The organism is Ruegeria sp. YKSF131 (assembly GCF_059612645.1).
Genome location: NZ_JBXWQZ010000032.1, coordinates 1 through 20,242, shown reverse-complemented (window position 1 = coordinate 20,242; position 20,242 = coordinate 1). Strand labels below are relative to the sequence as shown.

Sequence of the window (20,242 nt, the reverse complement as noted above, 5' to 3'; positions counted from 1 at the left end):
CCGGCGGACTAACCCAGTATCGCCTCGATCGACGCGGTGACTTCCTTGATATCCGCCAGCCCATTCACCGGACGCAGATCGCCCTTGGCGTAGTAATAACCGATCAGCGGCGAGGTCTTTTTATAGTACTCCATCAACCGTGTGCGCAGGCTGTCTTCGTTGTCATCGGCGCGGCGCTGGAAGTCATTTTCCTTGCCGCAATTGGTGCATTTGCCATCTGCCGGGATCGGCTTGGTGTTGTCGTTATAGACCTCGCCACAGCCACCACAGGTTGAGCGTGCGGTGATCCGGCCCACCAGCGCGTCGTCATCAACGCGCATCTCGATCACGGTGTGCAGCGACTGGCCCAGCTTGGCCAGCAAAGCGGCCAGAGCATCGGCCTGCGCCAGCGTGCGGGGAAAGCCGTCAAAGATGAAACCGGCCCCTGTTTCGGTGGTCAGTTTCTCTTCGATCAGGCCGATCACGATTTCATCGGTGACCAGCTTGCCCGCGTCCATGATCGCCGCAACCTTCCGGCCCATCTCGGTGCCCGAGGTCTTGGCTTCGCGCAGCATGTCGCCCGTGCTGAGCTGCACCATGCCGCGTGTTTCCACCAGGTGACGGGCCTGCGTTCCTTTCCCAGCCCCCGGGGGGCCCAACAGAATGATATTCATCGACGAGAGGGTCCCTTCCTGCCGCGTTTCTTGCTTTTGCCGCGCAGTTGAGACTTTTCGATAAGCCCTTCGTATTGATGCGCCAGAAGATGGCTCTGAACCTGCTGGATCGTATCCATGGTCACGGAGACGATAATCAGAACCGAGGTGCCGCCGAAATAGAACGGGATGGCAAACTGGTTGCGCAGAATCTCGGGCAGCAGGCAGACCAGTGCCAGATAGGCCGACCCCAGAACCAGCACGCGGTTGACCACGTATTCCAGATACTCGGCGGTTTTCTTGCCCGGACGGATACCGGGCACGAACCCGTTCTGCTTTTTCAGGTTGTCCGCCACATCATCCGGTTTGAACGACACGTTGAACGTGTAGAAATATGCAAAGAACACGATCATCGACGCGAAGAACAGCAGATACAGCGGCTGTCCGGGGCCGAAATTGGCCAGCAGCCACGACATGATCGGCCCATTTGCCGCGCCCGACGAGAAGGTCGAGATCGTCACCGGCAGCAGCAGCAGCGAGCTGGCAAAGATCGCCGGGATCACGCCCGCGGGGTTGACCTTGACCGGCAAGTGGCTGGAGCCGCCTTCGTAGATTTTCATCCCGGCCTGACGGCGCGGGTACTGAATATGAATCTTTCGCAGCGCCCGTTCCATGAAGACCACGAACATGATGACGGCAATCACCATCACGATCACGCCAACGATCACGGCGGGGCTGATTGCGCCCGAACGGCCCGACGCGAAGAACTGCGCCAGGGCGGCGGGGACCTCGGCGATGATGCCGACGAAAATGATCAGAGAGATACCGTTGCCGATGCCGCGTGCGGTGATCTGCTCACCCAGCCACATCAGGAACATGGTGCCGCCAACCAGTGTGATCATGGTCGACATGCGGAAATACAGCCCCGGATCGGTCGCCAGATCGCCAGATTCCAGCGAAACGGCCAGACCATAGGCCTGGACGGTGGCCAGCGCCACGGTGCCGAAACGGGTGTATTGGTTGATCTTCTTGCGGCCCTGCTCGCCCTCTTTCTTGAGCTGTTCGAGCGCGGGAACCATCGACGTCAGCAGCTGCACGATGATCGAGGCCGAGATATAGGGCATGATGCCAAGGGCAAAGATGCCCATTCGGCCAAGCGCCCCGCCTGTAAACATCGAAACCATACCGCCGATGCCCTGCCCCGCCTGCTCCATGAACTCGCGCAATGCTGCTCCGTCGATCCCCGGCACCGGAATGAAGGTGCCCAGACGATAGACGATCAGCAAACCCAGCGTGAACAGGATGCGGTTGCGCAGATCGGTGGCCTTGCCAAGGGCAGCCCAGCTTGTGTTGGCTGCCATTTGTTCTGCTGCTGATACCATAAAGTCGGTCTCTCTTATGCAAACGCCGCCCGGAACCGTTTTCCGGCTCGGACGGCGTCTTGGAAAACTCTGAAGTCTATGTAAGCGGGTCTTTGCCCGCTCACAAGCGCTTACTCTGCCGCAGCGGCTTTTGTGACTTTCAGTGAACCGCCCGCTTTTTCAACTGCCTCGACAGCAGCTTTCGACGCACCGGTCACTTCCAGATTCACCTTGGCGCTGATCTCGCCTTTGGCCAGAACGCGGATACCGTCCAGCTTGCGGCGGACCAGACCGGACGCAACCAGAGCGTCTTCGGTGATCGCGGCCTTGGCGTCCAGCTTGCCGGCTTCGACGAATTTCTGGATCAGGCCCAGGTTGATGACGGCGAATTCCTTGCGGTTTGGCTTGTTGAAGCCACGCTTGGGCAGACGCTGGTACAAGGGCATCTGACCGCCTTCATAGCCATTGATGGCCACACCCGAGCGGGATTTCTGGCCTTTGATACCACGGCCACCCATTTTACCTTTGCCGGAACCCGGACCACGGCCAACGCGGGTGCGTTTTGGGGCAGCGCCAGGATTGTCGCGCAATTCGTTCAGTTTCATTTCGCTTCTCCTAAGCCGGATATGACCCCCGAAGCGTGATGGGCCAAACACGGCATTTCTTGGTTTTGATTCTCGCGGCCAAAAAGCCACCGCAGGCGTATAGGCCCGATGATCCCCCTTGGCAAGACTGTAGATCGCCAGCCGCTTGTCATGACCGGCAAAAGCCCCGGGACCGGCCCCGCGGGTGAACCCAAAAGGACACCTTCACCGGGGTCTGACCGAAAATCGAGCACGAAATATGGCGATTTTGGCAATTATCGCTTGCCATGACCGGGCGGTAGTCTATCCGGATTGCCACAAACAAGAACTTGGCAGGCGCATGACTGAAACCACTCTCTCGACCCGGAAACAACCGGAGACTACCGCTGCACGTGACTGGGTAACAACGCTTGCCAAATATCGCGAACCCGACCAGCTGCGCAGCGCGTTTGAGCTGGGCGTCAGTGTCATCCCCTTCTTCGCGCTCTGGGCTTTGTCCTGGATGTCGCTGTCGGTCAGCTATTGGCTGGCTTTTGCGATTTCCGTTCTCAACGCGGCCTTTCTGTTGCGCCTGTTTGCCATCCAGCACGATTGCGGGCACGGCGCGTTCTTCAAGAACCGGACGGTCAGTGACTGGGTTGGACGCTCGATCGGAGTTCTGACGCTGACACCTTATGATGTCTGGCGCCGCACGCATTCCACACATCACAACAGTTCCGGCAATCTGGGCAAACGCGGGATGGGTGATATCCACACCCTGACCGTGGCCGAATATCAGGCGAAAACCCCGATGAACCGGTTCTGGTATCGTGTGTATCGAAACCCGATCACCCTGTTCGTCTTTGGCCCCGGATATCTGTTCCTGTTTCAGAACCGCCTTCCACTGGGTCTGACCGACAGCGTCCGGTTCTGGGTCAGCGCGATGGCCACCAATCTTGCAATTCTGGTTGCGCTTGTGGCCATCTACTATTTTGGCGGGCTGATGCCGATGGTGCTGATCTTCCTGCCCTCGACCCTGATTGCCGCCACCGCCGGGGTATGGCTGTTCTATGTGCAACACCAGTTCGAGGACACACATTGGGACGCCGATGAAGACTGGCAGTTGCACGAAGCGGCGCTGCACGGAAGCTCTCATTATATATTGCCGTCCGTGTTGCAGTGGTTCACCGCCAATATCGGCATCCACCACGTGCATCACCTGTACAGCCGCATTCCGTTCTATCGCCTGACCGAAGTGCTGCGCGACCATGATGAGCTGGCCAACAGCAACCGGATGACCATCCGCGAGAGCCTCGCCAACGCGCGCCTGCACCTGTGGGATGAGCATAGCCGCCGACTGCTGTCCTTCGCCGAAGCCCGCGCGCTTTATGGGTGAGGGGTTCGTTCAACGGCTCTGAACGCCGGAAAGAAAACTTCGAAAAAGCAGGAGTTCTTTTACTTAGATGAGTTTCTGCTGGGAGCCCAAAACTGCCTTCGGACGGCTGATCTTTCGGTGATGTGAGGCGGGCACAGTTACTCTGCTCATGTTTCTCATTATGCTCGTTGGGTGTATAAAGAAACGTCATCAACGATTGAGGAGAAAGCCTGTGCCGCCAAAAGTGGAGTACTCCACACCTCCCAACACGATGAACCCAATCGGGCCGTACAGCCATATCGCCAAATCAGGAGAATTCATCGCAATTGGCGCAACGGCTGGCGTTGATCCAGCAACCGGGCGTCTCGCGGGGCCGGATGTCATATCGCAAACCCTGCAGATACTGAACTCATTCGAGATCATGCTTGAATCTGTTGGATCCAATCTCGCCCACATCCTTCACATCAACGTCTTTCTCAAGGACATGAAGGATTTCGAGGCGATGAACGCTGCCTAGGAAAGCAAGATGGCACACCTGCGGCCGGCGAGAACGGCAATATCTGTGGTTGGTCTCCCAAAGGAAAATGCCCTCATCACCATGAATTTGACTGCGGTTACTGCGGGCTAGCGCAAGAACCCGCATATCTGAATATCAGGTTCTTGATCTGCTGGACGCGACCGACTGAACGGCTGCATTGTCCCGCATTGCGGTCATTGCCCCTAGAGTTTGATGCGGATAGTGTCATTCTCATGAAATATATCCCCAAAGAAACGACAGATGACGCCCTTATTAAAGAGTTCCTAGATAAGGGAGGCAAAGTCAGCGTCGGAAAAACCAAACCTGCACGCGTTGAGCTGGGTTTAAGCAACAATGTTTGGAATAACAAGCTGACCAAGGACGAGAAGGCCGCGCGCGACAAAAAGTAATCGTGCAGGAGCGGATCGTCTTTCGCGCTCTTAAACGCCGAAACGTGCGTGTGCAGGCTTTCTGATATGTGCTAAGAGAATGTGCTTTATCCTATAGACACCCACCGCCAACACTGCTAAACGCTCCCAATCTTGCGGCCTCGGATTCGTTCCGGGGCCTTAGATATTTTGCAACCGGGGACCTTCGGGGCCCTATACCTTTGGCACCTACGGGGGCCTATCACATAGCGGGGGACCTCCCCTGCACTTGCTAAACGGAAGACAGAAAGCATGGCACTCAAGTCGTACAAGCCGACGACGCCGGGCCAGCGCGGGCTGGTGCTGATCGACCGTTCGGAGCTTTGGAAAGGACGTCCGGTCAAGTCTCTCACAGAGGGTTTGACCAAATCGGGCGGCCGGAACAACACCGGACGGATCACTTCACGCCGCCGCGGCGGTGGCGCAAAGCGTCTCTACCGGATCGTTGACTTCAAACGGAACAAATTTGATGTCGCGGCAACCGTCGAGCGGATCGAATATGACCCGAACCGGACCGCGTTCATCGCACTGGTAAAATACGAAGACGGCGAGCAGGCGTATATCCTGGCTCCGCAGCGTCTGGCTGTTGGTGACAAGGTCATCGCGTCGGCAAAGGCCGATATCAAGCCGGGCAACGCAATGCCGTTCTCGGGCATGCCCATCGGTACCATCGTCCACAACATCGAGATGAAGCCTGGCAAAGGCGGTCAGATCGCACGTGCGGCCGGTACTTACGCGCAATTCGTGGGCCGCGATGGCGGTTACGCTCAGATCCGTCTGAGCTCGGGCGAGCTGCGCATGGTCCGTCAGGAATGCATGGCCACCATCGGTGCCGTGTCCAACCCCGACAACAGCAACCAGAACATCGGTAAAGCCGGTCGTATGCGCCACAAGGGCGTGCGTCCGTCGGTTCGTGGTGTTGCTATGAACCCGATCGATCACCCGCATGGTGGTGGTGAGGGTCGTACCTCGGGTGGCCGTACGCCGGTTACGCCGTGGGGTAAGGACACCAAGGGTAAGCGTACCCGCAACAAGAACAAAGCGTCCCAGAAGCTGATCATCCGCTCGCGGCACGCCAAGAAGAAGGGACGTTAATCCATGTCTCGCTCTGTTTGGAAGGGTCCTTTCGTCGATGCTTACGTGCTGAAAAAAGCCGAAGCAGCGCGCGAGTCGGGCCGCAACGAAGTCATCAAGATCTGGTCGCGTCGTTCCACCATCCTGCCCCAGTTCGTGGGTCTGACCTTTGGTGTGTACAACGGCCAGAAGCATATCCCGGTAAACGTCTCGGAAGACATGATCGGTCAGAAGTTCGGTGAATATTCGCCGACCCGGACCTATTATGGCCACGCCGCAGACAAAAAAGCGAAGCGGAAGTAAGTCATGGGCAAGGAAAAGAACCCCCGCCGCGTGGCTGAAAACGAAGCAATGGCGAAAACGCGCATGCTTCGCACCAGCCCGCAGAAACTGAACCTGGTAGCAGCTATGATCCGCGGCAAGAAAGTCGAGAAGGCCCTGACCGACCTGACTTTCTCGAACAAGCGTGTCGCGCAGGACGTCAAGAAGTGCCTGCAGTCCGCAATCGCGAATGCCGAAAACAACCACAACCTGGACGTTGACGAGCTGATCGTCGCCGAAGCCTGGGTTGGCAAGAACCTGGTCATGAAGCGCGGTCGCCCGCGTGCCCGTGGCCGTTTCGGCAAGATCATGAAGCCGTTCTCGGAGATCACCATCAAGGTGCGTCAAGTTGAGGAGCAAGCCTAATGGGACATAAAGTCAATCCGATCGGCATGCGCCTTCAGGTCAACCGCACCTGGGACAGCCGCTGGTACGCAGATACCAAGGACTACGGTGATCTTCTGCTGGAAGACCTCAAGATCCGTGAGTTCATCCAGAAAGAGTGCAAGCAGGCCGGTGTTGCCCGTGTGATCATCGAACGTCCGCACAAGAAGTGCCGCGTTACGATCCACACCGCACGTCCGGGTGTCATCATCGGCAAGAAAGGTGCGGACATCGAAGTCCTGCGCAAGAAGCTGGCTGCGATGACCGACAGCGAACTGCACCTGAACATCGTCGAAGTGCGCAAGCCCGAACTTGACGGTCAACTGGTTGCCGAGTCGATCGCTCAGCAGCTGGAACGCCGTGTTTCGTTCCGCCGCGCGATGAAGCGTGCCGTACAGAACGCTATGCGCATGGGCGCCCTGGGTATCCGGGTGAACGTCGCTGGCCGTCTGGGTGGTGCCGAAATCGCACGGACCGAATGGTACCGCGAAGGCCGTGTGCCGCTGCACACGCTGCGCGCCGACATCGATTACGCACATGCCGAAGCGATGACCCCCTACGGGATCATCGGGATCAAGGTCTGGATCTTCAAAGGGGAGATCATGGAGCACGATCCGCAGGCACGTGACCGTAAAGCACAGGAACTCCAGGACGGCCCTGCACCTCGTGGTGCTGGTGGCGGTCGTCGCTAAGGAGGGAAAGATATGCTTCAACCAAAGCGTACAAAATTCCGCAAGTTGCACAAAGGCCGGATCAAGGGCGAAGCCAAGGGCGGCTCTGATCTGAACTTTGGCACCTACGGCTTGAAAGCGATTGAGCCTGAGCGTGTAACCGCACGCCAGATCGAGGCTGCACGTCGTGCCATGACGCGTCACATGAAGCGTCAGGGCCGTGTCTGGATCCGCATCTTCCCCGACACTCCGGTCACGGCAAAGCCGATCGAAGTTCGTATGGGTAAAGGTAAGGGTTCGGTCGACCGCTGGGTTTGCAAGGTCAAGCCCGGTCGCGTGATGTTCGAGATCGACGGCGTCAATGACGACATCGCCCGCGAGGCCCTGCGCCTGGCTGCGATGAAGCTGCCGATCAAGACCCGCGTCGTGGTTCGCGAAGACTGGTAAGCGATCCGGGGCACCCCCGCTCGTGACTAGATTGACCCCCGTCGAAACATCGGCGGGGGTTTTTCTTTAGGGGGCTCTGCCCCCGCCGCGCGTGCCGCGCGCCTCCCCCGGGATATTTTGGGCCAGATGAAGCAGGGGATCCGTTCTTCATCTGGCTGCAAATATCCCGGAGCGCGAGGCAGAGCCTCGCAAAACAGCCATCGCCTTCACCGCGCGGCTGGTTTAAGACAGCGCCATGCCACAGATTGAATCACTCTTCGTCACCCGCCTCTATCGTGCCTCTTTGTCCGAGTTTGGTCCCCCGATCGATGCGGAGGAGTTGGAAAGCTCGTGCCTTGTCATCGCCGAGGATGACGAGGCCGGTCAGGACTGGTGCGAAGAAAACGGCTATCCCGGTTACACCAGCTATGCTTCGCTGACCGACCTGCCCTGGCGGTTTCCGATATTCGCCGATCTGGTCAAGGCGCTGGACAGCCATGTGGCGGCTTTTGCCAAGGATCTGGAGTTTGATCTGGGCGAGGGTGAGCTGAAGCTGGAAGACCTGTGGATCAACATCCTGCCCGAGGGTGGCATGCATTCCAGCCACCTGCACCCGCACAGTGTGATTTCCGGCACCACCTATGTGGCGATGCCCGAAGGCGCGAGCGCGCTGAAGCTTGAAGACCCCCGCTCAGGCCGCATGATGGCCGCGCCGACGCGGCTGAAAGGCGGGCGGCGCGATTTGCAGTCCTTCATCTATGTGAAGCCGCAGGTGGGCGATGTCCTGCTGTGGGAAAGCTGGCTGCGCCACGAAGTGCCGATGAACATGGCCGAGGAAGAGCGGATATCAGTGAGTTTCAACTATAAGTGGGAGTGAGCATCAGCTCATTGCACGGTAGTTGTTCAGTGTAGCGTTTGCGAGACGAACGGGCGGCCCCCTACCAATCACGATTCACAAAGAGTTTTCGATAACACTTGCAATATGTGCCGACATGGACCATGTGAGGCACGCTTACGTTTTTCTTTTTCGACCACTGTCTCCCGATATTCGGCGTTCAGTCTCTCGATCCAGACCGACCACGCCGCGCTGTCGCAATTCCGCGGACAGCAATTATTTGGAGAATACGGATATGGCCAATGGCACCGTAAAATGGTTCAACACAACTAAAGGTTTTGGCTTCATCGCACCGGAGACCGGTGGCAAAGACGTGTTTGTACACATCTCTGCTGTCGAACGCTCGGGTCTGACCGGTCTGGCCGACAACCAGAAAGTAACATTCGACATCGAGCCCGGCCGTGACGGCCGCGAGTCGGCTGTGAACATCGCTCTGGCGTAAGTCGCCCAGGCTTAGACAGTTGCAGACGCGGTCTCGTGCAAACGGGGCCGCGTTTTTCGTAAAAGCGAAATTGAGCCATCTGATCTCAATCATTCCATTGGGTTCAGACACACGATAGAATCCAAACTATGCACCCGCCCGTCATGTTGAGGTGTATTGTTCAGGATTTGGTCAGGCATTTACGATGCAAGCCCTATTCTCATTCGTTCTGGTTGCGACAATTGCCTGCACGACAAGTGCTGTGGGGCAAGTTGCGAACCCGCACCGCATATACGAAGACAGCTGTGCCGGATGCCACGCCCCCCATTCCGGTGATTTCGTTTGGGATGAGCTTGGTGTATCAGATGGCGTGCTGGTCGGAGCCCGGTCCGGACGGGCGGTCGAAAATTACCTGCGCTCCGGTCATGGCGGGGTGACTACGGACAAGGCCGAGGTTCTGCTTGCTCATTTCCGGATTATCCGGGACTCGGGCGGTGTCTTCATCGAGAAATGCCGTATTTGCCATGTGACCGCCGTGGAGCTTGCGCGAAACAATCTGATCCTTGACGAAGGGAAGCTGACGGGGCGATATACCGGGCGTGACATCGGAGCGTTCCTGGACGGTCATGGCCGTCTTTCGCCGGAAGAGGTTTCCGAGATGCTGTCCGTATTGACCAGAGTGGCAAATAGCCAGGGTCTGACACGGTGACACAAGCGGGTTTTTGATTTCGGGAAATTCCCTGTTCCCGCATGGCAAACTTTCCCTTGCCACCCCACCCCTAACCCCCTATAGAGCGGCATCTTGCGGTCTCCCGGCGTTGTCGGGCGATTCGTATGTCTATCATTCATCCACCAGGTCAAAGGTGACCCGAGTACGGGGCCTTCTGGTGTTTTGAGCAAAGGAAAAGGCGATGAACGCCCAAGAACTGCGTGACAAGACCCCTGATCAGCTCCGCGAGGAACTGGTCAACCTGAAGAAAGAAAGCTTTAACCTGCGCTTTCAACAGGCAACCGGTCAGCTGGAAAACACTGCTGGCATCAAAGCGGCCCGCCGCAACGCTGCCCGCGTCAAAACCATCCTGAACGAAAAGGCCGCTGCTGCGGCATCCGAGGAGTAATCAGATGCCCAAGCGTATCCTGCAAGGCACCGTGACCAGCGACGCCAACGAACAGACCATCACCGTGCTGGTCGAGCGCCGTTTCAAGCACCCGCTGCTGCACAAAACCGTTCGTAAGTCCAAGAAATACCGGGCTCATGACGAAAAGAACGCCTTCAAGGTCGGCGACTCTGTACGCATCATCGAATGCGCGCCGAAATCGAAGACGAAACGTTGGGAAGTTCTGGAAGCGTAAGCTTCCGGGATTTTTCATTTGTCGAAACCCTGGGGGATTTAATCAGACCAGCCCCCACAGGTCGGGAGAAACCACATGATCCAGATGCAGACCAATCTGGATGTCGCTGACAACTCTGGCGCACGCCGAGTTCAGTGCATCAAGGTCCTGGGTGGTTCCAAGCGTAAATACGCCTCCGTTGGCGACATCATTGTCGTCTCGGTGAAGGAAGCCATCCCGCGCGGCCGCGTAAAGAAAGGTGACGTCCGTAAGGCCGTCGTCGTACGCACCGCCAAGGAAGTCCGTCGCGAAGACGGCACCGCGATCCGTTTCGATCGCAACGCCGCCGTCATCCTGAACAACAACAACGAGCCCGTAGGTACCCGTATCTTTGGCCCCGTTGTTCGTGAACTGCGCGCGAAGAACTTCATGAAAATCATCTCGCTGGCTCCGGAGGTGCTGTAATCATGGCTGCTAAACTCCGCAAAGGCGACAAGGTCGTCGTGCTGTCCGGCAAGGACAAGGGCAAAGAGGGAACTATCACCTCGGTTGACCCCAAAGCCGGCAAAGCTGTGGTCGATGGCATCAACATCGCCATCCGCCACACCCGCCAGTCGCAAACCTCGCAAGGCGGCCGCCTGCCCAAAGCTCTGCCGGTCGATCTTTCGAACCTGGCACTGCTGGACAAGAACGGCAAAGCAACCCGCGTTGGCTTCCGCGTGGAAGGCGACAAGAAAGTTCGCTTCGCCAAGACCACAGGGGACGTGATCGATGCTTGATAACGCAACCTACACCCCGCGTCTGAAAGCGCAGTACGCCGAGACCATCCGTGCCGCTCTGAAAGAAGAGTTCGGCTACAAGAACGACATGCAGCTGCCCAAGCTGGAAAAAATCGTTCTGAACATCGGCTGTGGTGCCGAGGCCGTCAAAGACTCGAAGAAAGCGAAAGCTGCTGTCGAGGATCTGACTGCAATTGCCGGTCAACAGGCCGTTTCAACTAAGGCGAAGAAGTCGATCGCGGGTTTCCGCGTCCGGGAAGACATGCCGCTGGGTGCGAAAGTGACCCTGCGCGGTGACCGGATGTACGAATTCCTGGATCGTCTGATCACGATCGCAATGCCGCGTATTCGTGACTTCCGCGGTGTTAAGCCTTCTTTCGACGGTCGTGGCAACTTTGCCATGGGCATGAAAGAGCACATCGTGTTCCCGGAAATCGACTTCGACAAGGTCGACGAGGTCTGGGGCCTGGATATCGTAATTGCCACCACAGCGAAAACCGACGCTGAAGCAAAGGCATTGTTGAAAGCATTCAACATGCCGTTCAACGCGTAAGCGCCGGGAGGATTGAGACATGGCTAAAAAAGCAATGATCGAACGCGAAAAGAAGCGCGAACGCCTGGTGGCCAAATATGCCGCAAAGCGTGCCGAGCTGAAAGAAATCGCGAATGACGAGAGCAAGCCGATGGAAGAGCGTTTCAAAGCGCGTCTGAAACTGGCGAAACTGCCGCGCAACAGCTCGGCTACCCGTCTGCACAACCGTTGTCAGCTGACCGGTCGTCCCCACGCTTACTACCGTAAGCTGAAGGTCAGCCGTATCATGCTGCGCGAGCTGGGTTCTGCTGGTCAGATCCCCGGCATGGTGAAATCGAGCTGGTAAGGGAGACATAGATATGAATGATCCTATCGGCGATATGCTCACCCGTATCCGCAACGCGCAAATGCGCGGCAAATCCACCGTATCCACTCCGGCGTCAAAGCTGCGTGTTTGGGTTCTGGACGTGCTGGCGGACGAAGGCTACATCCGTGGCTATGAAAAGACGACCGGCGAAAACGGTCATCCGGCCATCGAAATCAGCCTGAAATACTACGAAGGCACTCCTGTCATTCGCGAACTGAAGCGGGTTTCGAAACCCGGTCGCCGCGTATACATGGGCGTCAATGACATCCCGCAGGTCCGTCAGGGTCTGGGCGTGTCGATTGTCAGCACTCCGAAAGGTGTGATGTCGGACGCAAACGCTCGCTCCAACAATGTTGGCGGCGAAGTGCTCTGCACCGTCTTCTAAGGAGGTCTGCAATGTCTCGTATTGGTAAAAAACCGGTCGAGCTGCCCAGCGGCGTAACCGCCTCTGTGTCGGGTCAGACCATCGAAGTCAAAGGTCCGAAAGGCACCCGCAGCTTCACCGCCACCGACGACGTGACGCTGTCGGTTGAAGACAACGTGGTCAAGATCGACCCTCGCGGTATGTCCAAGCGTGCCCGCCAGCAGTGGGGCATGAGCCGCACCATGGTTGCCAACCTGGTAACCGGTGTGACTGAAGGCTTCAAAAAAGAGCTGGAGATCCAGGGTGTTGGTTACAGGGCGCAGATGCAGGGCAACACCCTGAAGCTGAACCTGGGCTATAGCCACGATGTTGATTTCACGGCTCCGGAAGGTGTTACCATCACCGCACCGAAGCAGACCGAAATCGTTGTGGAAGGTATCGACCAGCAGCTGGTGGGCGAAACCGCGGCCAAAATCCGCGAGTGGCGCCGCCCCGAGCCGTACAAAGGCAAGGGCATCCGCTATAAGGGCGAGTTCATCTTCCGCAAGGAAGGCAAGAAGAAGTAAGGACGCAGACAATGGCAAACAGCAAAAGAACCCTGTTTCTGAAGCGCCGCCTGCGCGTTCGGAACAAACTTCGCAAGGTCAACGCGGGTCGTCCGCGCCTGTCCGTACACCGTTCGAACAAGAACATCTCTGTTCAGCTGATCGACGACGTACGTGGCGTGACCCTGGCCTCGGCCTCGACCCTGGAAAAAGATCTGGGTGTTGTTGGCAAGAACAACGTCGAAGCGGCGACGAAAGTCGGCGCGGCCATCGCCGAGCGTGCCAAGAAGGCAGGCGTCGAAGAGGCCTATTTCGATCGTGGCGGCTTCCTGTTCCACGGCAAAGTGAAGGCTGTCGCCGACGCTGCGCGTGAAGGTGGCCTGAAGATCTGATGGTGTGCCGGGCTGAAGCCCGGCCTACCGGATACGACGCCGTAGGCCGGGCTTCAGCCCGGCACCGGCACTTTGAAGGCGGGTCCGCCCGCCTCGATGATCGGGGAGCCCCAGAATGTCATTCACGGGTTCACTTCGATTGAGTAATTGGCGCCGCAAGCGCCTCTAGAGGAAAAGGGATGCCAAATGGCAGAACGTGAAAACCGTCGGGGCCGTGGCCGCGACCGTGAAGAAACACCGGAATTTGCAGATCGCCTGGTCGCAATCAACCGCGTGTCGAAAACCGTAAAAGGTGGTAAGCGCTTTGGCTTCGCCGCTCTGGTGGTTGTCGGCGATCAGAAAGGCCGCGTCGGCTTTGGCAAGGGTAAAGCGAAAGAAGTACCTGAGGCCATCCGCAAGGCGACTGAGCAAGCCAAGCGTCAGATGATCCGCGTGCAGCTGCGCGAAGGTCGGACCCTGCACCACGACATCGAGGGCCGTCACGGCGCCGGTAAAGTGGTTATGCGCGCCGCGCCTGAAGGTACCGGTATCATCGCCGGTGGTCCGATGCGTGCCGTGTTCGAAATGCTGGGCGTGAAGGACGTTGTGTCCAAGTCGCTGGGCTCGCAGAACCCGTACAACATGATCCGCGCCACCATCGACGGCCTGCAGAAAGAGCAGAGCCCGCGTTCGGTTGCCGCACGTCGTGGCAAAAAGGTTGCTGACATCCTGCCCAAGCGGGACGAAGCACCGGCTGCTGCTGAAGCAGAAGCATAAGGAGAGCACGTCATGGCAAAAACCATCGTCGTCAAACAGGTCGGTTCGCCGATCCGTCGCCCCGCCGAACAGCGCGCAACCCTGATCGGCCTGGGCCTGAACAAGATGCACAGAACCCGTGAGCTGGAGGATACTCCTTCGGTGCGCGGCATGATCCGCAAGATCCCGCATCTGGTAGAGATCATCGAAGAACGCGGCTAAGCCCGCATTCATCGGAAAGAACAAAAACGCCTCCGGTCAATTCGGGGGCGTTTTTTGTTGGCACTTTAGCTTCTTGGGGATTCCTTCTTCCAACCCGGATCTCAGGAGCGGCGTGTTCTGATTGATCTGTATCAATGACCAAATGGGTTGTGATGAACTACCCAGCGTGTTCCACGCAGGAGGTTCTTGAAGTGAGTGCGGATAAGACAGGACGGATCGTATGGCATGACCTCTTTACGCCTGATCTGAACGCTTCCGAGGCTTTCTATGGCCGTGTTGCGTTGTGGGATTTCATTAAGGAAAGCACCGAAGACTATGTCTGGGGTCGGGGAAAAGGGGAATTCACTCTTGCTCTTCTGAATGGGGAGGCCGGAAGTGGATTGACCAAAACTCCAGCGGGTTTTGATGCCGGCTGGCTTCCCTATTTCGAAGTTCCCGATGTTGACAAGTATTCAAAGCGTGCCGAGAAGCTGGGCGCGCACATCATTCGACGCCCCTTTGATGTGCCCGGCGTTGGGCGAAACTGCCTATTGTTGGACCCCTTGGGAGCCAGGTTTGGCATTTCCGTTTCACAACACGATTACCCGATACCTACACAACAGTTCACAACAGAGGTTTATCTGAGCGAAAGCCCGGAGTTTCCAGTCGAATTCTACCAATCGTTGTTTGACCGAACATCTTCGAAGACGGATGGCCCAGGCGCGGTCGGGCCAGGTCCGTGGCTTTCACATATTCTTTTGGTTGCTTCACCAGATATAAAGATACGTGAAAGATGTGCCTGGCTACCTGGAATTAAGGTCACCGCTATCGAGGATGCGGTACGTGATGCTTTGACGCTTGGAGCGTCCGAAGTGCGTGTTCGATCACGGCAAAGCGCGCAGCATGCACCGCGTGTGTTTCGTGATCCGACGGGACTTTATTTTGCATTTCAGCAGGTGTGTCCGGTTTTGGGAACAAACTGAAAGTTGCTGCAAACCGCAGATGGCCATCGCGTCAATCTGCAGGTCAACTGCAAAATCCATGCCAATAGGAACAGGAACCAGGCTACGAGCAATCCAACCAGCGAAAGTTATTCGCCGCATGCATACCGGCTAGACCAAAATCTGCGTTGTTAGCGATAGCAAACGCTCCTATCTCTGCCTTGTCCAATGAAGGAACTCAAAAGGAAACGTCAGGGAATACGCCCTGATACGAGAAAGGAATACAGAGATGACAACTGCGACACTGACCCATACCGGCTTCAACTTCGGCACCCGGATCGCTGACATGATCACACGGATCAAAACAGCCCGCGCTCGTGCTGCTGAGTATCAGCGCACCTATACCGAGTTGCAGCGTCTGAGCAACCGTGAGCTGGACGATATCGGCATCCGCCGCTGCGACATCGCAGATATCGCGCACCGGCACGTATATTGCTCATAACCACGCACACAATTAAAACGACCCTAAGGCGCCTTAACGGCGCCTTTTCTATATCCGTTGCAGGCTCTGCCCCGCTTGCAGGCCGCTCAGAGGCCGCCAGAGGGTGCGATGGCTTTTGAGGCGGCCAATGAGCCCGAAACGTCAGAACCGCCCTGAGGCGACCGCTGGAGGGCGTGTGACCGCCCTGCCCTGACGCGCATCCCCAGCTTCGACGCCTGAAACGAAATCGGCCCCGGCGGAGTGATCCACCGGGGCCGTAAAGTGTCGCTGTAAGCGTCGGATCAGAGACCGGTGCTTACGTCGATTGTGTTACCCTCTTCCAGGGTCACATATGCTTTCTTGACGTCCTTCCGACGGCCCAGCTGGCCGCGGAACCGCTTGACCTTGCCTTTGGTCACGGTGGTGTTCACCGCCTTGACCTTCACACCAAACAGCGCCTCAACGGCCTCTTTGATCTGCGGCTTGTTGCTTTCGATCGCCACTTCAAAGACAACCGCGCCATTTTCGGACGCCATGGTCGACTTTTCGGTGATGATCGGCTTGCGGATCACGTCGTAGTGTTCTGCCTTCGCGCTCATTTCAGACGAGCCTCCAGTGCTTCGACAGCCGCTTTGGTGAGCACCAGGGTGTCACGCTTGAGGATGTCATAAACGTTTGCACCCATCGACGGCAGGATATCCAGACCTTCGATGTTGCGCGACGCCTTCAGGAACCCTTCGTTCACGGTCGCGCCGTCGATGACCAGAGCGCGTTTCCAGCCCAGGTTTGCAACCTGTTTGGCCAGTGCGGCGGTCTTGCCTTCTGCTTCGGCGTTCTCGATCACAACCAGTTCACCTGCTTTGGCTTTTGCCGACAGAGCATGGCGCAGGCCAAGCTTACGGAACTTCTTCGGCAGGTCGTGGCCGTGCGAACGAGGGGTCGGGCCCTTGTAAACACCACCCTTGCGGAAGATCGGTGCGTTACGGTCACCATGGCGTGCGCCACCGGTGCCCTTCTGGCGATAGATCTTCTTGGTCGAGTAGCTGGTTTCCGAGCGGGTCTTGACCTTGTGGGTGCCGGCCTGCGCATTGTTGCGCTGCCAACGGACCACACGGTGCAGGATGTCCGCGCGCGGCTCGAGGCCGAACAGGTCTGCATCCAGCTCGATGTCGCCGGCCTTGCCGCCGTCCAGTTTGATTACATCAAGTTTCATGCTTCACCACCTTCCGCGGATACTTCTTCCGCAGGTGCTTCGGTTGCAGCCGATTTCACAGCAGCCGGGAAAGGCAGGCCTTCCGGTGCTTTCTTCTTCACGGCGTCCTTGACGGTGACCCAGCCCGATTTCGGTCCGGGAACGGCGCCTTTGATGAAGACCAGACCACGGTCGGCGTCGGTTTTGACAACCTCGAGGTTCTGGGTGGTAACACGGGCAGCACCCATGTGACCGGCCATCTTCTTGCCTTTGAACACCTTGCCCGGATCCTGACACTGACCGGTCGAGCCGTGCGAACGGTGGCTGATCGACACACCGTGCGAGGCGCGCAGACCACCGAAGTTGTGGCGCTTCATCGCACCGGCAAAGCCTTTACCGATCGAGGTGCCCGAAACGTCAACCTTCTGACCAGCCAGGAAGTGCTCGGCCGAGATTTCGGCTCCCACTTCGATAAGGCCATCTTCGGAGACGCGGAACTCGGCCAGCTTGCGCTTGGGCTCGACCTTGGCAGCGGCGTAGTGGCCGCGCATGGCCTTCGAGGTGCGTTTTGCCTTGGCAGCACCAGCGCCCAGCTGAACGGCGGTGTAGCCGTCTTTTTCAGCGGTCCGCTGTGCAACAACCTGCAGGTTGTCCAGGTGAAGAACGGTCACAGGGATCTGCTTGCCGTCTTCCATGAACAGGCGGGTCATGCCAACTTTTTTTGCGATAATACCAGAGCGCATAATCTATACCCTCCGATCTTACGACTGCAGCTTGATCTCGACATCCACACCAGCAGCCAGGTCGAGCTTCATCAGCGCGTCCACAGTCTGGGGGGTCGGATCAACGATGTCGAGCAGACGCTTGTGCGTGCGGATCTCGAACTGGTCGCGGGATTTCTTGTCAACGTGAGGGCCACGGAGAACCGTGAACTTCTCGATCTTGTTCGGCAGCGGGATCGGGCCGCGCACGTTCGCGCCGGTCCGCTTGGCAGTGTTGACGATCTCTTGCGTGCTGGCATCCAGAACGCGATAGTCAAATGCCTTCAGCCGAATACGGATATTTTGGCTTTGCATAGTAACAGCCTTTTATCAGGCGTTGAGGTTGAGAGGAGGACAGACGCGCATCGCCAACCCTCATCGAACCCAAAAGGCGGGAATCATCCCGCCTTGATGTTCTTGTTGAGAACCTGCGCGTATTAGTGGGGTTGGCGGGGTTTGACAAGGGGCAAACGTCACAAAGAACACCGTTTTATTCGCCGCCAGACACGCCATTGGTTAGCCATGCGTCTTCTACCTTCATCCCTTGGTAAACCGCATGCAGATACAGATGGGCAATCACAGGATCATTTGAGAACGGCGAGTAATCCAATTTGCCCTCTCGGACACCCACTTCGGCTTCATAAACAATCTCGTCGCCCTTCACGGTTACAAGCACTTCTAGTTCCGCCAGTGTTTCTGGGTCAACGGATGTGGGGTCGTCTGACAGGATCACGAAATCCGCAACTTTGCCAACCTCAATGGACCCCTTTTCATCTTCCTCGAAATGCTGCCAAGCGGGCCAGAATGTCATGGCTTTCAAGGCAGTCATAACATCGACCCTCTGATGCGGCCCCAAAATATCTCCAGAGCGTGTGCGTCGAGTAACCGTCGCAGCAAGAACACGCATGCTATCTGGAAAGGCCACCGGGGCATCGTGGTGTGTGCCAAACATCATGTCCCGCTCGAGCAGCCATCCTGTGGGTGAGATATTGTCTGCATTGACCGGCCCAACGGTGTGATCACGATGCCAATCCCCCCAGTAAAACGTGTGCATCGGGAAAAGCGATGGGAATACGCCGAGGCGTTTAAAACTCGCAACCTGATCCTCTCTTAGAAACTGACCGTGGATCAGAACCGGACGATTCCCCGGGTCGCCATACTTCATCTGTGCCTCTTCGAGAGCTGCTATCAGCATGTCAGAAGCCCCTTCCCCGTTAGAGTGCACAAGGATTTGGAACCCATTTTCGTAACACCAATTAACGGCGTCCTGTAGCTGCTCCATCGTAATAGCAGCATACCCTGAATAACCGGCGGAGTAGCTTCCGACTGGATCATAATAGGGCCGATCCCTCAAAGCCGTGAAACCCTGAGGCGAGCCGTCAATCGTTAGCTTGCAGCCCCCGACCCGAACCCGGTCGTCGTAGTTCTTGGAGGTGTTTGCACCTATATATTCCCTAGCCTCAAGAACATCCGGGAAGGCTACCACGTCAATTGGGAGCCCATCTTCGGCGGCAACTTTCTTGAGAACGTCAACAATTTCTCCTGAGGTTCGGCCTTCTTGTCCGGTCGTGTATCCAAACTGTGCCCAAAGTTCGGTTCCAGCTTTGGCAAATGCCGCCAGGCCTTCTTCACCCAGATTTCCCAACATGGGCACAAGGACCGAAAAGAACGCATACTCTTCCAGAACACCGTTTGGCTCACCGGCGTCATCGCGTTGAATCACTCCGCCCGGAGGGGCTTTTGAAGCGGCTGTGATGCCTGCCAACTCTAGAGCTTTCGAGTTTGCTACTCCCAAATGCCCGGACTGATGAACGATAACGACCGGCAAGTCCTCAGACACAATGTCCAGTTCTTGTCGCGTAGGGTGGCGCAGTTCCTTTAATTGAGCATTGTCGTAACCAAAGCCGATGATCATTTTGACCTGTTCAACGGCTTGCGCATTTTCGTCGGCCCAGTCAGTCAACGTGGCTTGCAGACTGGCGATATCAACGACTTTCCCATCAGGCGGCGCAAGAAGGTTGGCGGACAATGCCTGCAACCCCCCCATGACCACATGACCGTGGCTATCTACAAAACCCGGAAGCATCGCGCGGCCTTCCAGGTCAAACGTTTCGGTTTCTTCACCGCGATGCATCGACAAATCAGACAACGACCCCACAGCAAGAACGCGTCCGTCTTTGACTGCGACCGCTTCAGCGGACGGAGCCTTATCGTTCATCGTTAACACAGGCCCTCCGAGATAAATCCTGTCCGCGATCTGCTGTGCGGACGCTGATGTGGATAAATAAACAAGTGCAGCAACTAGACCAACTGAACGCGCCAATAAGTGCATGCTGTGACCTCTTTCTAATTGTGATGCCTCAATATGAGAGAAGTAGCATTACAATCAGCTTAGGCAAAACGAAAAAAGGGCGTCCCGAGGGAAGCCCTTTTCGTTGGTTCATTCGCTTGTGCGAATTATTCAGTAATCTTCGACACGACGCCGGCGCCGACGGTGCGGCCGCCTTCGCGGATGGCGAAGCGCAGGCCCTGCTCCATCGCGATCGGTGCGA

The 20,242-nt window shown here is 57.1% G+C and carries 33 protein-coding genes; 24 read left to right on the top strand and 9 right to left on the bottom strand.

Annotation, left to right across the window (positions count from 1 at the left end; all coding sequences use genetic code 11):
- Positions 1–8 precede the first annotated feature (8 nt).
- The 3 genes from AC2FLZ_RS13010 to rplO all read right to left on the bottom strand — a co-directional run bounded on the left by AC2FLZ_RS13010 (position 9) and on the right by rplO (position 2,598).
- On the bottom strand, positions 9–653 hold the full coding sequence (locus tag AC2FLZ_RS13010) for an adenylate kinase (RefSeq protein ID WP_267363761.1): 645 nt from the start codon (positions 651–653) through the stop codon (positions 9–11).
- Positions 650–2,014 carry a preprotein translocase subunit SecY gene (gene secY / locus AC2FLZ_RS13005; protein WP_480496035.1) on the bottom strand — a complete coding sequence of 455 codons (1,365 nt, stop codon included), beginning with the start codon at positions 2,012–2,014 and terminating at the stop codon, positions 650–652. Before secY ends, AC2FLZ_RS13010 begins: the two co-directional genes overlap by 4 nt.
- A 110-nt stretch (positions 2,015–2,124) precedes the next feature.
- Positions 2,125–2,598 carry a 50S ribosomal protein L15 gene (gene rplO / locus AC2FLZ_RS13000; RefSeq protein ID WP_480508519.1) on the bottom strand — a complete coding sequence of 158 codons (474 nt, stop codon included), beginning with the start codon at positions 2,596–2,598 and terminating at the stop codon, positions 2,125–2,127.
- A 319-nt stretch (positions 2,599–2,917) separates the two neighbouring features.
- Between rplO and AC2FLZ_RS12995 the strand changes: the two genes are divergently transcribed.
- From AC2FLZ_RS12995 to AC2FLZ_RS12880, 24 genes are all read left to right on the top strand, one after another.
- Positions 2,918–3,952 (top strand): fatty acid desaturase, encoded by a 1,035-nt coding sequence (locus AC2FLZ_RS12995; RefSeq protein ID WP_496882249.1) that lies wholly within the window; start codon positions 2,918–2,920, stop codon positions 3,950–3,952.
- Between the two features lie 250 nt (positions 3,953–4,202).
- Positions 4,203–4,448, top strand: coding sequence for a RidA family protein (locus AC2FLZ_RS12990; protein WP_496882248.1), 246 nt, complete (start codon positions 4,203–4,205; stop codon positions 4,446–4,448).
- Positions 4,449–4,681: 233 nt separating this feature from the next.
- Positions 4,682–4,858, top strand: a complete 177-nt coding sequence (locus AC2FLZ_RS12985; protein WP_480520333.1) for a hypothetical protein — start codon at positions 4,682–4,684, stop codon at positions 4,856–4,858.
- Positions 4,859–5,128: 270 nt separating this feature from the next.
- Positions 5,129–5,971 (top strand): 50S ribosomal protein L2, encoded by an 843-nt coding sequence (rplB, locus tag AC2FLZ_RS12980; RefSeq protein ID WP_480474051.1) that lies wholly within the window; start codon positions 5,129–5,131, stop codon positions 5,969–5,971.
- Between the two features lie 3 nt (positions 5,972–5,974).
- Positions 5,975–6,253: a 30S ribosomal protein S19 gene (gene rpsS, locus AC2FLZ_RS12975; protein WP_005980699.1), complete on the top strand. Its 279-nt coding sequence runs from the start codon at positions 5,975–5,977 to the stop codon at positions 6,251–6,253.
- A 3-nt stretch (positions 6,254–6,256) separates the two neighbouring features.
- Positions 6,257–6,637 (top strand): 50S ribosomal protein L22, encoded by a 381-nt coding sequence (gene rplV / locus AC2FLZ_RS12970; RefSeq protein WP_209505855.1) that lies wholly within the window; start codon positions 6,257–6,259, stop codon positions 6,635–6,637.
- On the top strand, positions 6,637–7,347 hold the full coding sequence (gene rpsC / locus AC2FLZ_RS12965) for a 30S ribosomal protein S3 (protein ID WP_209505853.1): 711 nt from the start codon (positions 6,637–6,639) through the stop codon (positions 7,345–7,347). The genes rplV and rpsC overlap by 1 nt, the downstream gene beginning before the upstream one ends.
- 12 nt (positions 7,348–7,359) lie before the next feature.
- Positions 7,360–7,773 carry a 50S ribosomal protein L16 gene (gene rplP / locus AC2FLZ_RS12960; RefSeq protein ID WP_267364819.1) on the top strand — a complete coding sequence of 138 codons (414 nt, stop codon included), beginning with the start codon at positions 7,360–7,362 and terminating at the stop codon, positions 7,771–7,773.
- A gap of 235 nt (positions 7,774–8,008) precedes the next feature.
- Positions 8,009–8,629 (top strand): 2OG-Fe(II) oxygenase family protein, encoded by a 621-nt coding sequence (locus tag AC2FLZ_RS12955; protein WP_496882247.1) that lies wholly within the window; start codon positions 8,009–8,011, stop codon positions 8,627–8,629.
- A gap of 253 nt (positions 8,630–8,882) precedes the next feature.
- Positions 8,883–9,089 (top strand): cold-shock protein, encoded by a 207-nt coding sequence (locus tag AC2FLZ_RS12950; protein ID WP_480474053.1) that lies wholly within the window; start codon positions 8,883–8,885, stop codon positions 9,087–9,089.
- Positions 9,090–9,273: 184 nt separating this feature from the next.
- Positions 9,274–9,777 carry a hypothetical protein gene (locus tag AC2FLZ_RS12945; protein WP_480496043.1) on the top strand — a complete coding sequence of 168 codons (504 nt, stop codon included), beginning with the start codon at positions 9,274–9,276 and terminating at the stop codon, positions 9,775–9,777.
- 202 nt (positions 9,778–9,979) lie between these two features.
- Positions 9,980–10,186 (top strand): 50S ribosomal protein L29, encoded by a 207-nt coding sequence (rpmC, locus tag AC2FLZ_RS12940; protein WP_209505847.1) that lies wholly within the window; start codon positions 9,980–9,982, stop codon positions 10,184–10,186.
- A gap of 4 nt (positions 10,187–10,190) precedes the next feature.
- The gene (rpsQ, locus tag AC2FLZ_RS12935; protein ID WP_209505845.1) at positions 10,191–10,421 is read left to right on the top strand and encodes a 30S ribosomal protein S17; all 231 of its coding nucleotides are present in this window, start codon (positions 10,191–10,193) and stop codon (positions 10,419–10,421) included.
- Between the two features lie 75 nt (positions 10,422–10,496).
- Positions 10,497–10,865, top strand: a complete 369-nt coding sequence (rplN, locus tag AC2FLZ_RS12930) for a 50S ribosomal protein L14 (RefSeq protein WP_005621870.1) — start codon at positions 10,497–10,499, stop codon at positions 10,863–10,865.
- A gap of 2 nt (positions 10,866–10,867) precedes the next feature.
- Complete coding sequence (gene rplX, locus AC2FLZ_RS12925; RefSeq protein WP_480484776.1) at positions 10,868–11,179, top strand: 50S ribosomal protein L24; 312 nt, start codon at positions 10,868–10,870, stop codon at positions 11,177–11,179.
- Positions 11,172–11,732, top strand: a complete 561-nt coding sequence (gene rplE, locus AC2FLZ_RS12920; protein WP_480484777.1) for a 50S ribosomal protein L5 — start codon at positions 11,172–11,174, stop codon at positions 11,730–11,732. The genes rplX and rplE overlap by 8 nt, the downstream gene beginning before the upstream one ends.
- A 19-nt stretch (positions 11,733–11,751) precedes the next feature.
- Complete coding sequence (rpsN, locus tag AC2FLZ_RS12915; protein ID WP_142639784.1) at positions 11,752–12,057, top strand: 30S ribosomal protein S14; 306 nt, start codon at positions 11,752–11,754, stop codon at positions 12,055–12,057.
- Positions 12,058–12,070: 13 nt separating this feature from the next.
- Complete coding sequence (rpsH, locus tag AC2FLZ_RS12910) at positions 12,071–12,463, top strand: 30S ribosomal protein S8 (protein ID WP_209505841.1); 393 nt, start codon at positions 12,071–12,073, stop codon at positions 12,461–12,463.
- Positions 12,464–12,474: 11 nt separating this feature from the next.
- Complete coding sequence (gene rplF / locus AC2FLZ_RS12905; protein ID WP_039523384.1) at positions 12,475–13,008, top strand: 50S ribosomal protein L6; 534 nt, start codon at positions 12,475–12,477, stop codon at positions 13,006–13,008.
- 11 nt (positions 13,009–13,019) lie between these two features.
- The gene (gene rplR, locus AC2FLZ_RS12900) at positions 13,020–13,379 is read left to right on the top strand and encodes a 50S ribosomal protein L18 (protein ID WP_010437103.1); all 360 of its coding nucleotides are present in this window, start codon (positions 13,020–13,022) and stop codon (positions 13,377–13,379) included.
- Between the two features lie 186 nt (positions 13,380–13,565).
- On the top strand, positions 13,566–14,135 hold the full coding sequence (rpsE, locus tag AC2FLZ_RS12895; RefSeq protein ID WP_480474056.1) for a 30S ribosomal protein S5: 570 nt from the start codon (positions 13,566–13,568) through the stop codon (positions 14,133–14,135).
- Between the two features lie 12 nt (positions 14,136–14,147).
- Positions 14,148–14,336 (top strand): 50S ribosomal protein L30, encoded by a 189-nt coding sequence (rpmD, locus tag AC2FLZ_RS12890; protein WP_267364815.1) that lies wholly within the window; start codon positions 14,148–14,150, stop codon positions 14,334–14,336.
- A gap of 134 nt (positions 14,337–14,470) precedes the next feature.
- Positions 14,471–15,298, top strand: coding sequence for a VOC family protein (locus AC2FLZ_RS12885; protein WP_496882246.1), 828 nt, complete (start codon positions 14,471–14,473; stop codon positions 15,296–15,298).
- Between the two features lie 247 nt (positions 15,299–15,545).
- Complete coding sequence (locus AC2FLZ_RS12880) at positions 15,546–15,758, top strand: DUF1127 domain-containing protein (protein ID WP_209505835.1); 213 nt, start codon at positions 15,546–15,548, stop codon at positions 15,756–15,758.
- Between the two features lie 281 nt (positions 15,759–16,039).
- On the opposite strand, the gene AC2FLZ_RS12875 is transcribed toward AC2FLZ_RS12880, so the two are convergent.
- From AC2FLZ_RS12875 to AC2FLZ_RS12850, 6 genes are all read right to left on the bottom strand, one after another.
- Positions 16,040–16,336: a 50S ribosomal protein L23 gene (locus AC2FLZ_RS12875; RefSeq protein WP_170609990.1), complete on the bottom strand. Its 297-nt coding sequence runs from the start codon at positions 16,334–16,336 to the stop codon at positions 16,040–16,042.
- Positions 16,333–16,950, bottom strand: coding sequence for a 50S ribosomal protein L4 (gene rplD, locus AC2FLZ_RS12870; RefSeq protein ID WP_480474058.1), 618 nt, complete (start codon positions 16,948–16,950; stop codon positions 16,333–16,335). The genes AC2FLZ_RS12875 and rplD overlap by 4 nt, the downstream gene beginning before the upstream one ends.
- Complete coding sequence (gene rplC / locus AC2FLZ_RS12865) at positions 16,947–17,672, bottom strand: 50S ribosomal protein L3 (RefSeq protein ID WP_171638102.1); 726 nt, start codon at positions 17,670–17,672, stop codon at positions 16,947–16,949. Before rplC ends, rplD begins: the two co-directional genes overlap by 4 nt.
- An 18-nt stretch (positions 17,673–17,690) precedes the next feature.
- Entirely contained in the window at positions 17,691–18,005 is a 315-nt protein-coding gene (rpsJ, locus tag AC2FLZ_RS12860) for a 30S ribosomal protein S10 (RefSeq protein WP_008756422.1), read from the bottom strand.
- A 175-nt stretch (positions 18,006–18,180) separates the two neighbouring features.
- Entirely contained in the window at positions 18,181–19,908 is a 1,728-nt protein-coding gene (locus AC2FLZ_RS12855) for an amidohydrolase (protein ID WP_496882245.1), read from the bottom strand.
- A gap of 239 nt (positions 19,909–20,147) precedes the next feature.
- On the bottom strand, positions 20,148–20,242 hold a 95-nt coding region (locus AC2FLZ_RS12850; RefSeq protein WP_139204741.1), incomplete at its 5' end, for an EF-Tu C-terminal domain-related protein.

Excerpts from the sequence above, each read along its gene's own strand:
- AC2FLZ_RS13010 (WP_267363761.1), bottom strand. The coding sequence starts at position 653 with ATGAATATCATTCTGTTGGGCCCCCCGGGGGCTGGGAAAGGAACGCAG.
- secY (WP_480496035.1), bottom strand. The coding sequence starts at position 2,014 with ATGGTATCAGCAGCAGAACAAATGGCAGCCAACACAAGCTGGGCTGCC.
- rplO (WP_480508519.1), bottom strand. The coding sequence starts at position 2,598 with ATGAAACTGAACGAATTGCGCGACAATCCTGGCGCTGCCCCAAAACGC.
- AC2FLZ_RS12995 (WP_496882249.1), top strand. The coding sequence starts at position 2,918 with ATGACTGAAACCACTCTCTCGACCCGGAAACAACCGGAGACTACCGCT.
- AC2FLZ_RS12990 (WP_496882248.1), top strand. The coding sequence starts at position 4,203 with ATGAACCCAATCGGGCCGTACAGCCATATCGCCAAATCAGGAGAATTC.
- AC2FLZ_RS12985 (WP_480520333.1), top strand. The coding sequence starts at position 4,682 with ATGAAATATATCCCCAAAGAAACGACAGATGACGCCCTTATTAAAGAG.
- rplB (WP_480474051.1), top strand. The coding sequence starts at position 5,129 with ATGGCACTCAAGTCGTACAAGCCGACGACGCCGGGCCAGCGCGGGCTG.
- rpsS (WP_005980699.1), top strand. The coding sequence starts at position 5,975 with ATGTCTCGCTCTGTTTGGAAGGGTCCTTTCGTCGATGCTTACGTGCTG.
- rplV (WP_209505855.1), top strand. The coding sequence starts at position 6,257 with ATGGGCAAGGAAAAGAACCCCCGCCGCGTGGCTGAAAACGAAGCAATG.
- rpsC (WP_209505853.1), top strand. The coding sequence starts at position 6,637 with ATGGGACATAAAGTCAATCCGATCGGCATGCGCCTTCAGGTCAACCGC.
- rplP (WP_267364819.1), top strand. The coding sequence starts at position 7,360 with ATGCTTCAACCAAAGCGTACAAAATTCCGCAAGTTGCACAAAGGCCGG.
- AC2FLZ_RS12955 (WP_496882247.1), top strand. The coding sequence starts at position 8,009 with ATGCCACAGATTGAATCACTCTTCGTCACCCGCCTCTATCGTGCCTCT.
- AC2FLZ_RS12950 (WP_480474053.1), top strand. The coding sequence starts at position 8,883 with ATGGCCAATGGCACCGTAAAATGGTTCAACACAACTAAAGGTTTTGGC.
- AC2FLZ_RS12945 (WP_480496043.1), top strand. The coding sequence starts at position 9,274 with ATGCAAGCCCTATTCTCATTCGTTCTGGTTGCGACAATTGCCTGCACG.
- rpmC (WP_209505847.1), top strand. The coding sequence starts at position 9,980 with ATGAACGCCCAAGAACTGCGTGACAAGACCCCTGATCAGCTCCGCGAG.
- rpsQ (WP_209505845.1), top strand. The coding sequence starts at position 10,191 with ATGCCCAAGCGTATCCTGCAAGGCACCGTGACCAGCGACGCCAACGAA.
- rplN (WP_005621870.1), top strand. The coding sequence starts at position 10,497 with ATGATCCAGATGCAGACCAATCTGGATGTCGCTGACAACTCTGGCGCA.
- rplX (WP_480484776.1), top strand. The coding sequence starts at position 10,868 with ATGGCTGCTAAACTCCGCAAAGGCGACAAGGTCGTCGTGCTGTCCGGC.
- rplE (WP_480484777.1), top strand. The coding sequence starts at position 11,172 with ATGCTTGATAACGCAACCTACACCCCGCGTCTGAAAGCGCAGTACGCC.
- rpsN (WP_142639784.1), top strand. The coding sequence starts at position 11,752 with ATGGCTAAAAAAGCAATGATCGAACGCGAAAAGAAGCGCGAACGCCTG.
- rpsH (WP_209505841.1), top strand. The coding sequence starts at position 12,071 with ATGAATGATCCTATCGGCGATATGCTCACCCGTATCCGCAACGCGCAA.
- rplF (WP_039523384.1), top strand. The coding sequence starts at position 12,475 with ATGTCTCGTATTGGTAAAAAACCGGTCGAGCTGCCCAGCGGCGTAACC.
- rplR (WP_010437103.1), top strand. The coding sequence starts at position 13,020 with ATGGCAAACAGCAAAAGAACCCTGTTTCTGAAGCGCCGCCTGCGCGTT.
- rpsE (WP_480474056.1), top strand. The coding sequence starts at position 13,566 with ATGGCAGAACGTGAAAACCGTCGGGGCCGTGGCCGCGACCGTGAAGAA.
- rpmD (WP_267364815.1), top strand. The coding sequence starts at position 14,148 with ATGGCAAAAACCATCGTCGTCAAACAGGTCGGTTCGCCGATCCGTCGC.
- AC2FLZ_RS12885 (WP_496882246.1), top strand. The coding sequence starts at position 14,471 with ATGACCAAATGGGTTGTGATGAACTACCCAGCGTGTTCCACGCAGGAG.
- AC2FLZ_RS12880 (WP_209505835.1), top strand. The coding sequence starts at position 15,546 with ATGACAACTGCGACACTGACCCATACCGGCTTCAACTTCGGCACCCGG.
- AC2FLZ_RS12875 (WP_170609990.1), bottom strand. The coding sequence starts at position 16,336 with ATGAGCGCGAAGGCAGAACACTACGACGTGATCCGCAAGCCGATCATC.
- rplD (WP_480474058.1), bottom strand. The coding sequence starts at position 16,950 with ATGAAACTTGATGTAATCAAACTGGACGGCGGCAAGGCCGGCGACATC.
- rplC (WP_171638102.1), bottom strand. The coding sequence starts at position 17,672 with ATGCGCTCTGGTATTATCGCAAAAAAAGTTGGCATGACCCGCCTGTTC.
- rpsJ (WP_008756422.1), bottom strand. The coding sequence starts at position 18,005 with ATGCAAAGCCAAAATATCCGTATTCGGCTGAAGGCATTTGACTATCGC.
- AC2FLZ_RS12855 (WP_496882245.1), bottom strand. The coding sequence starts at position 19,908 with ATGAACGATAAGGCTCCGTCCGCTGAAGCGGTCGCAGTCAAAGACGGA.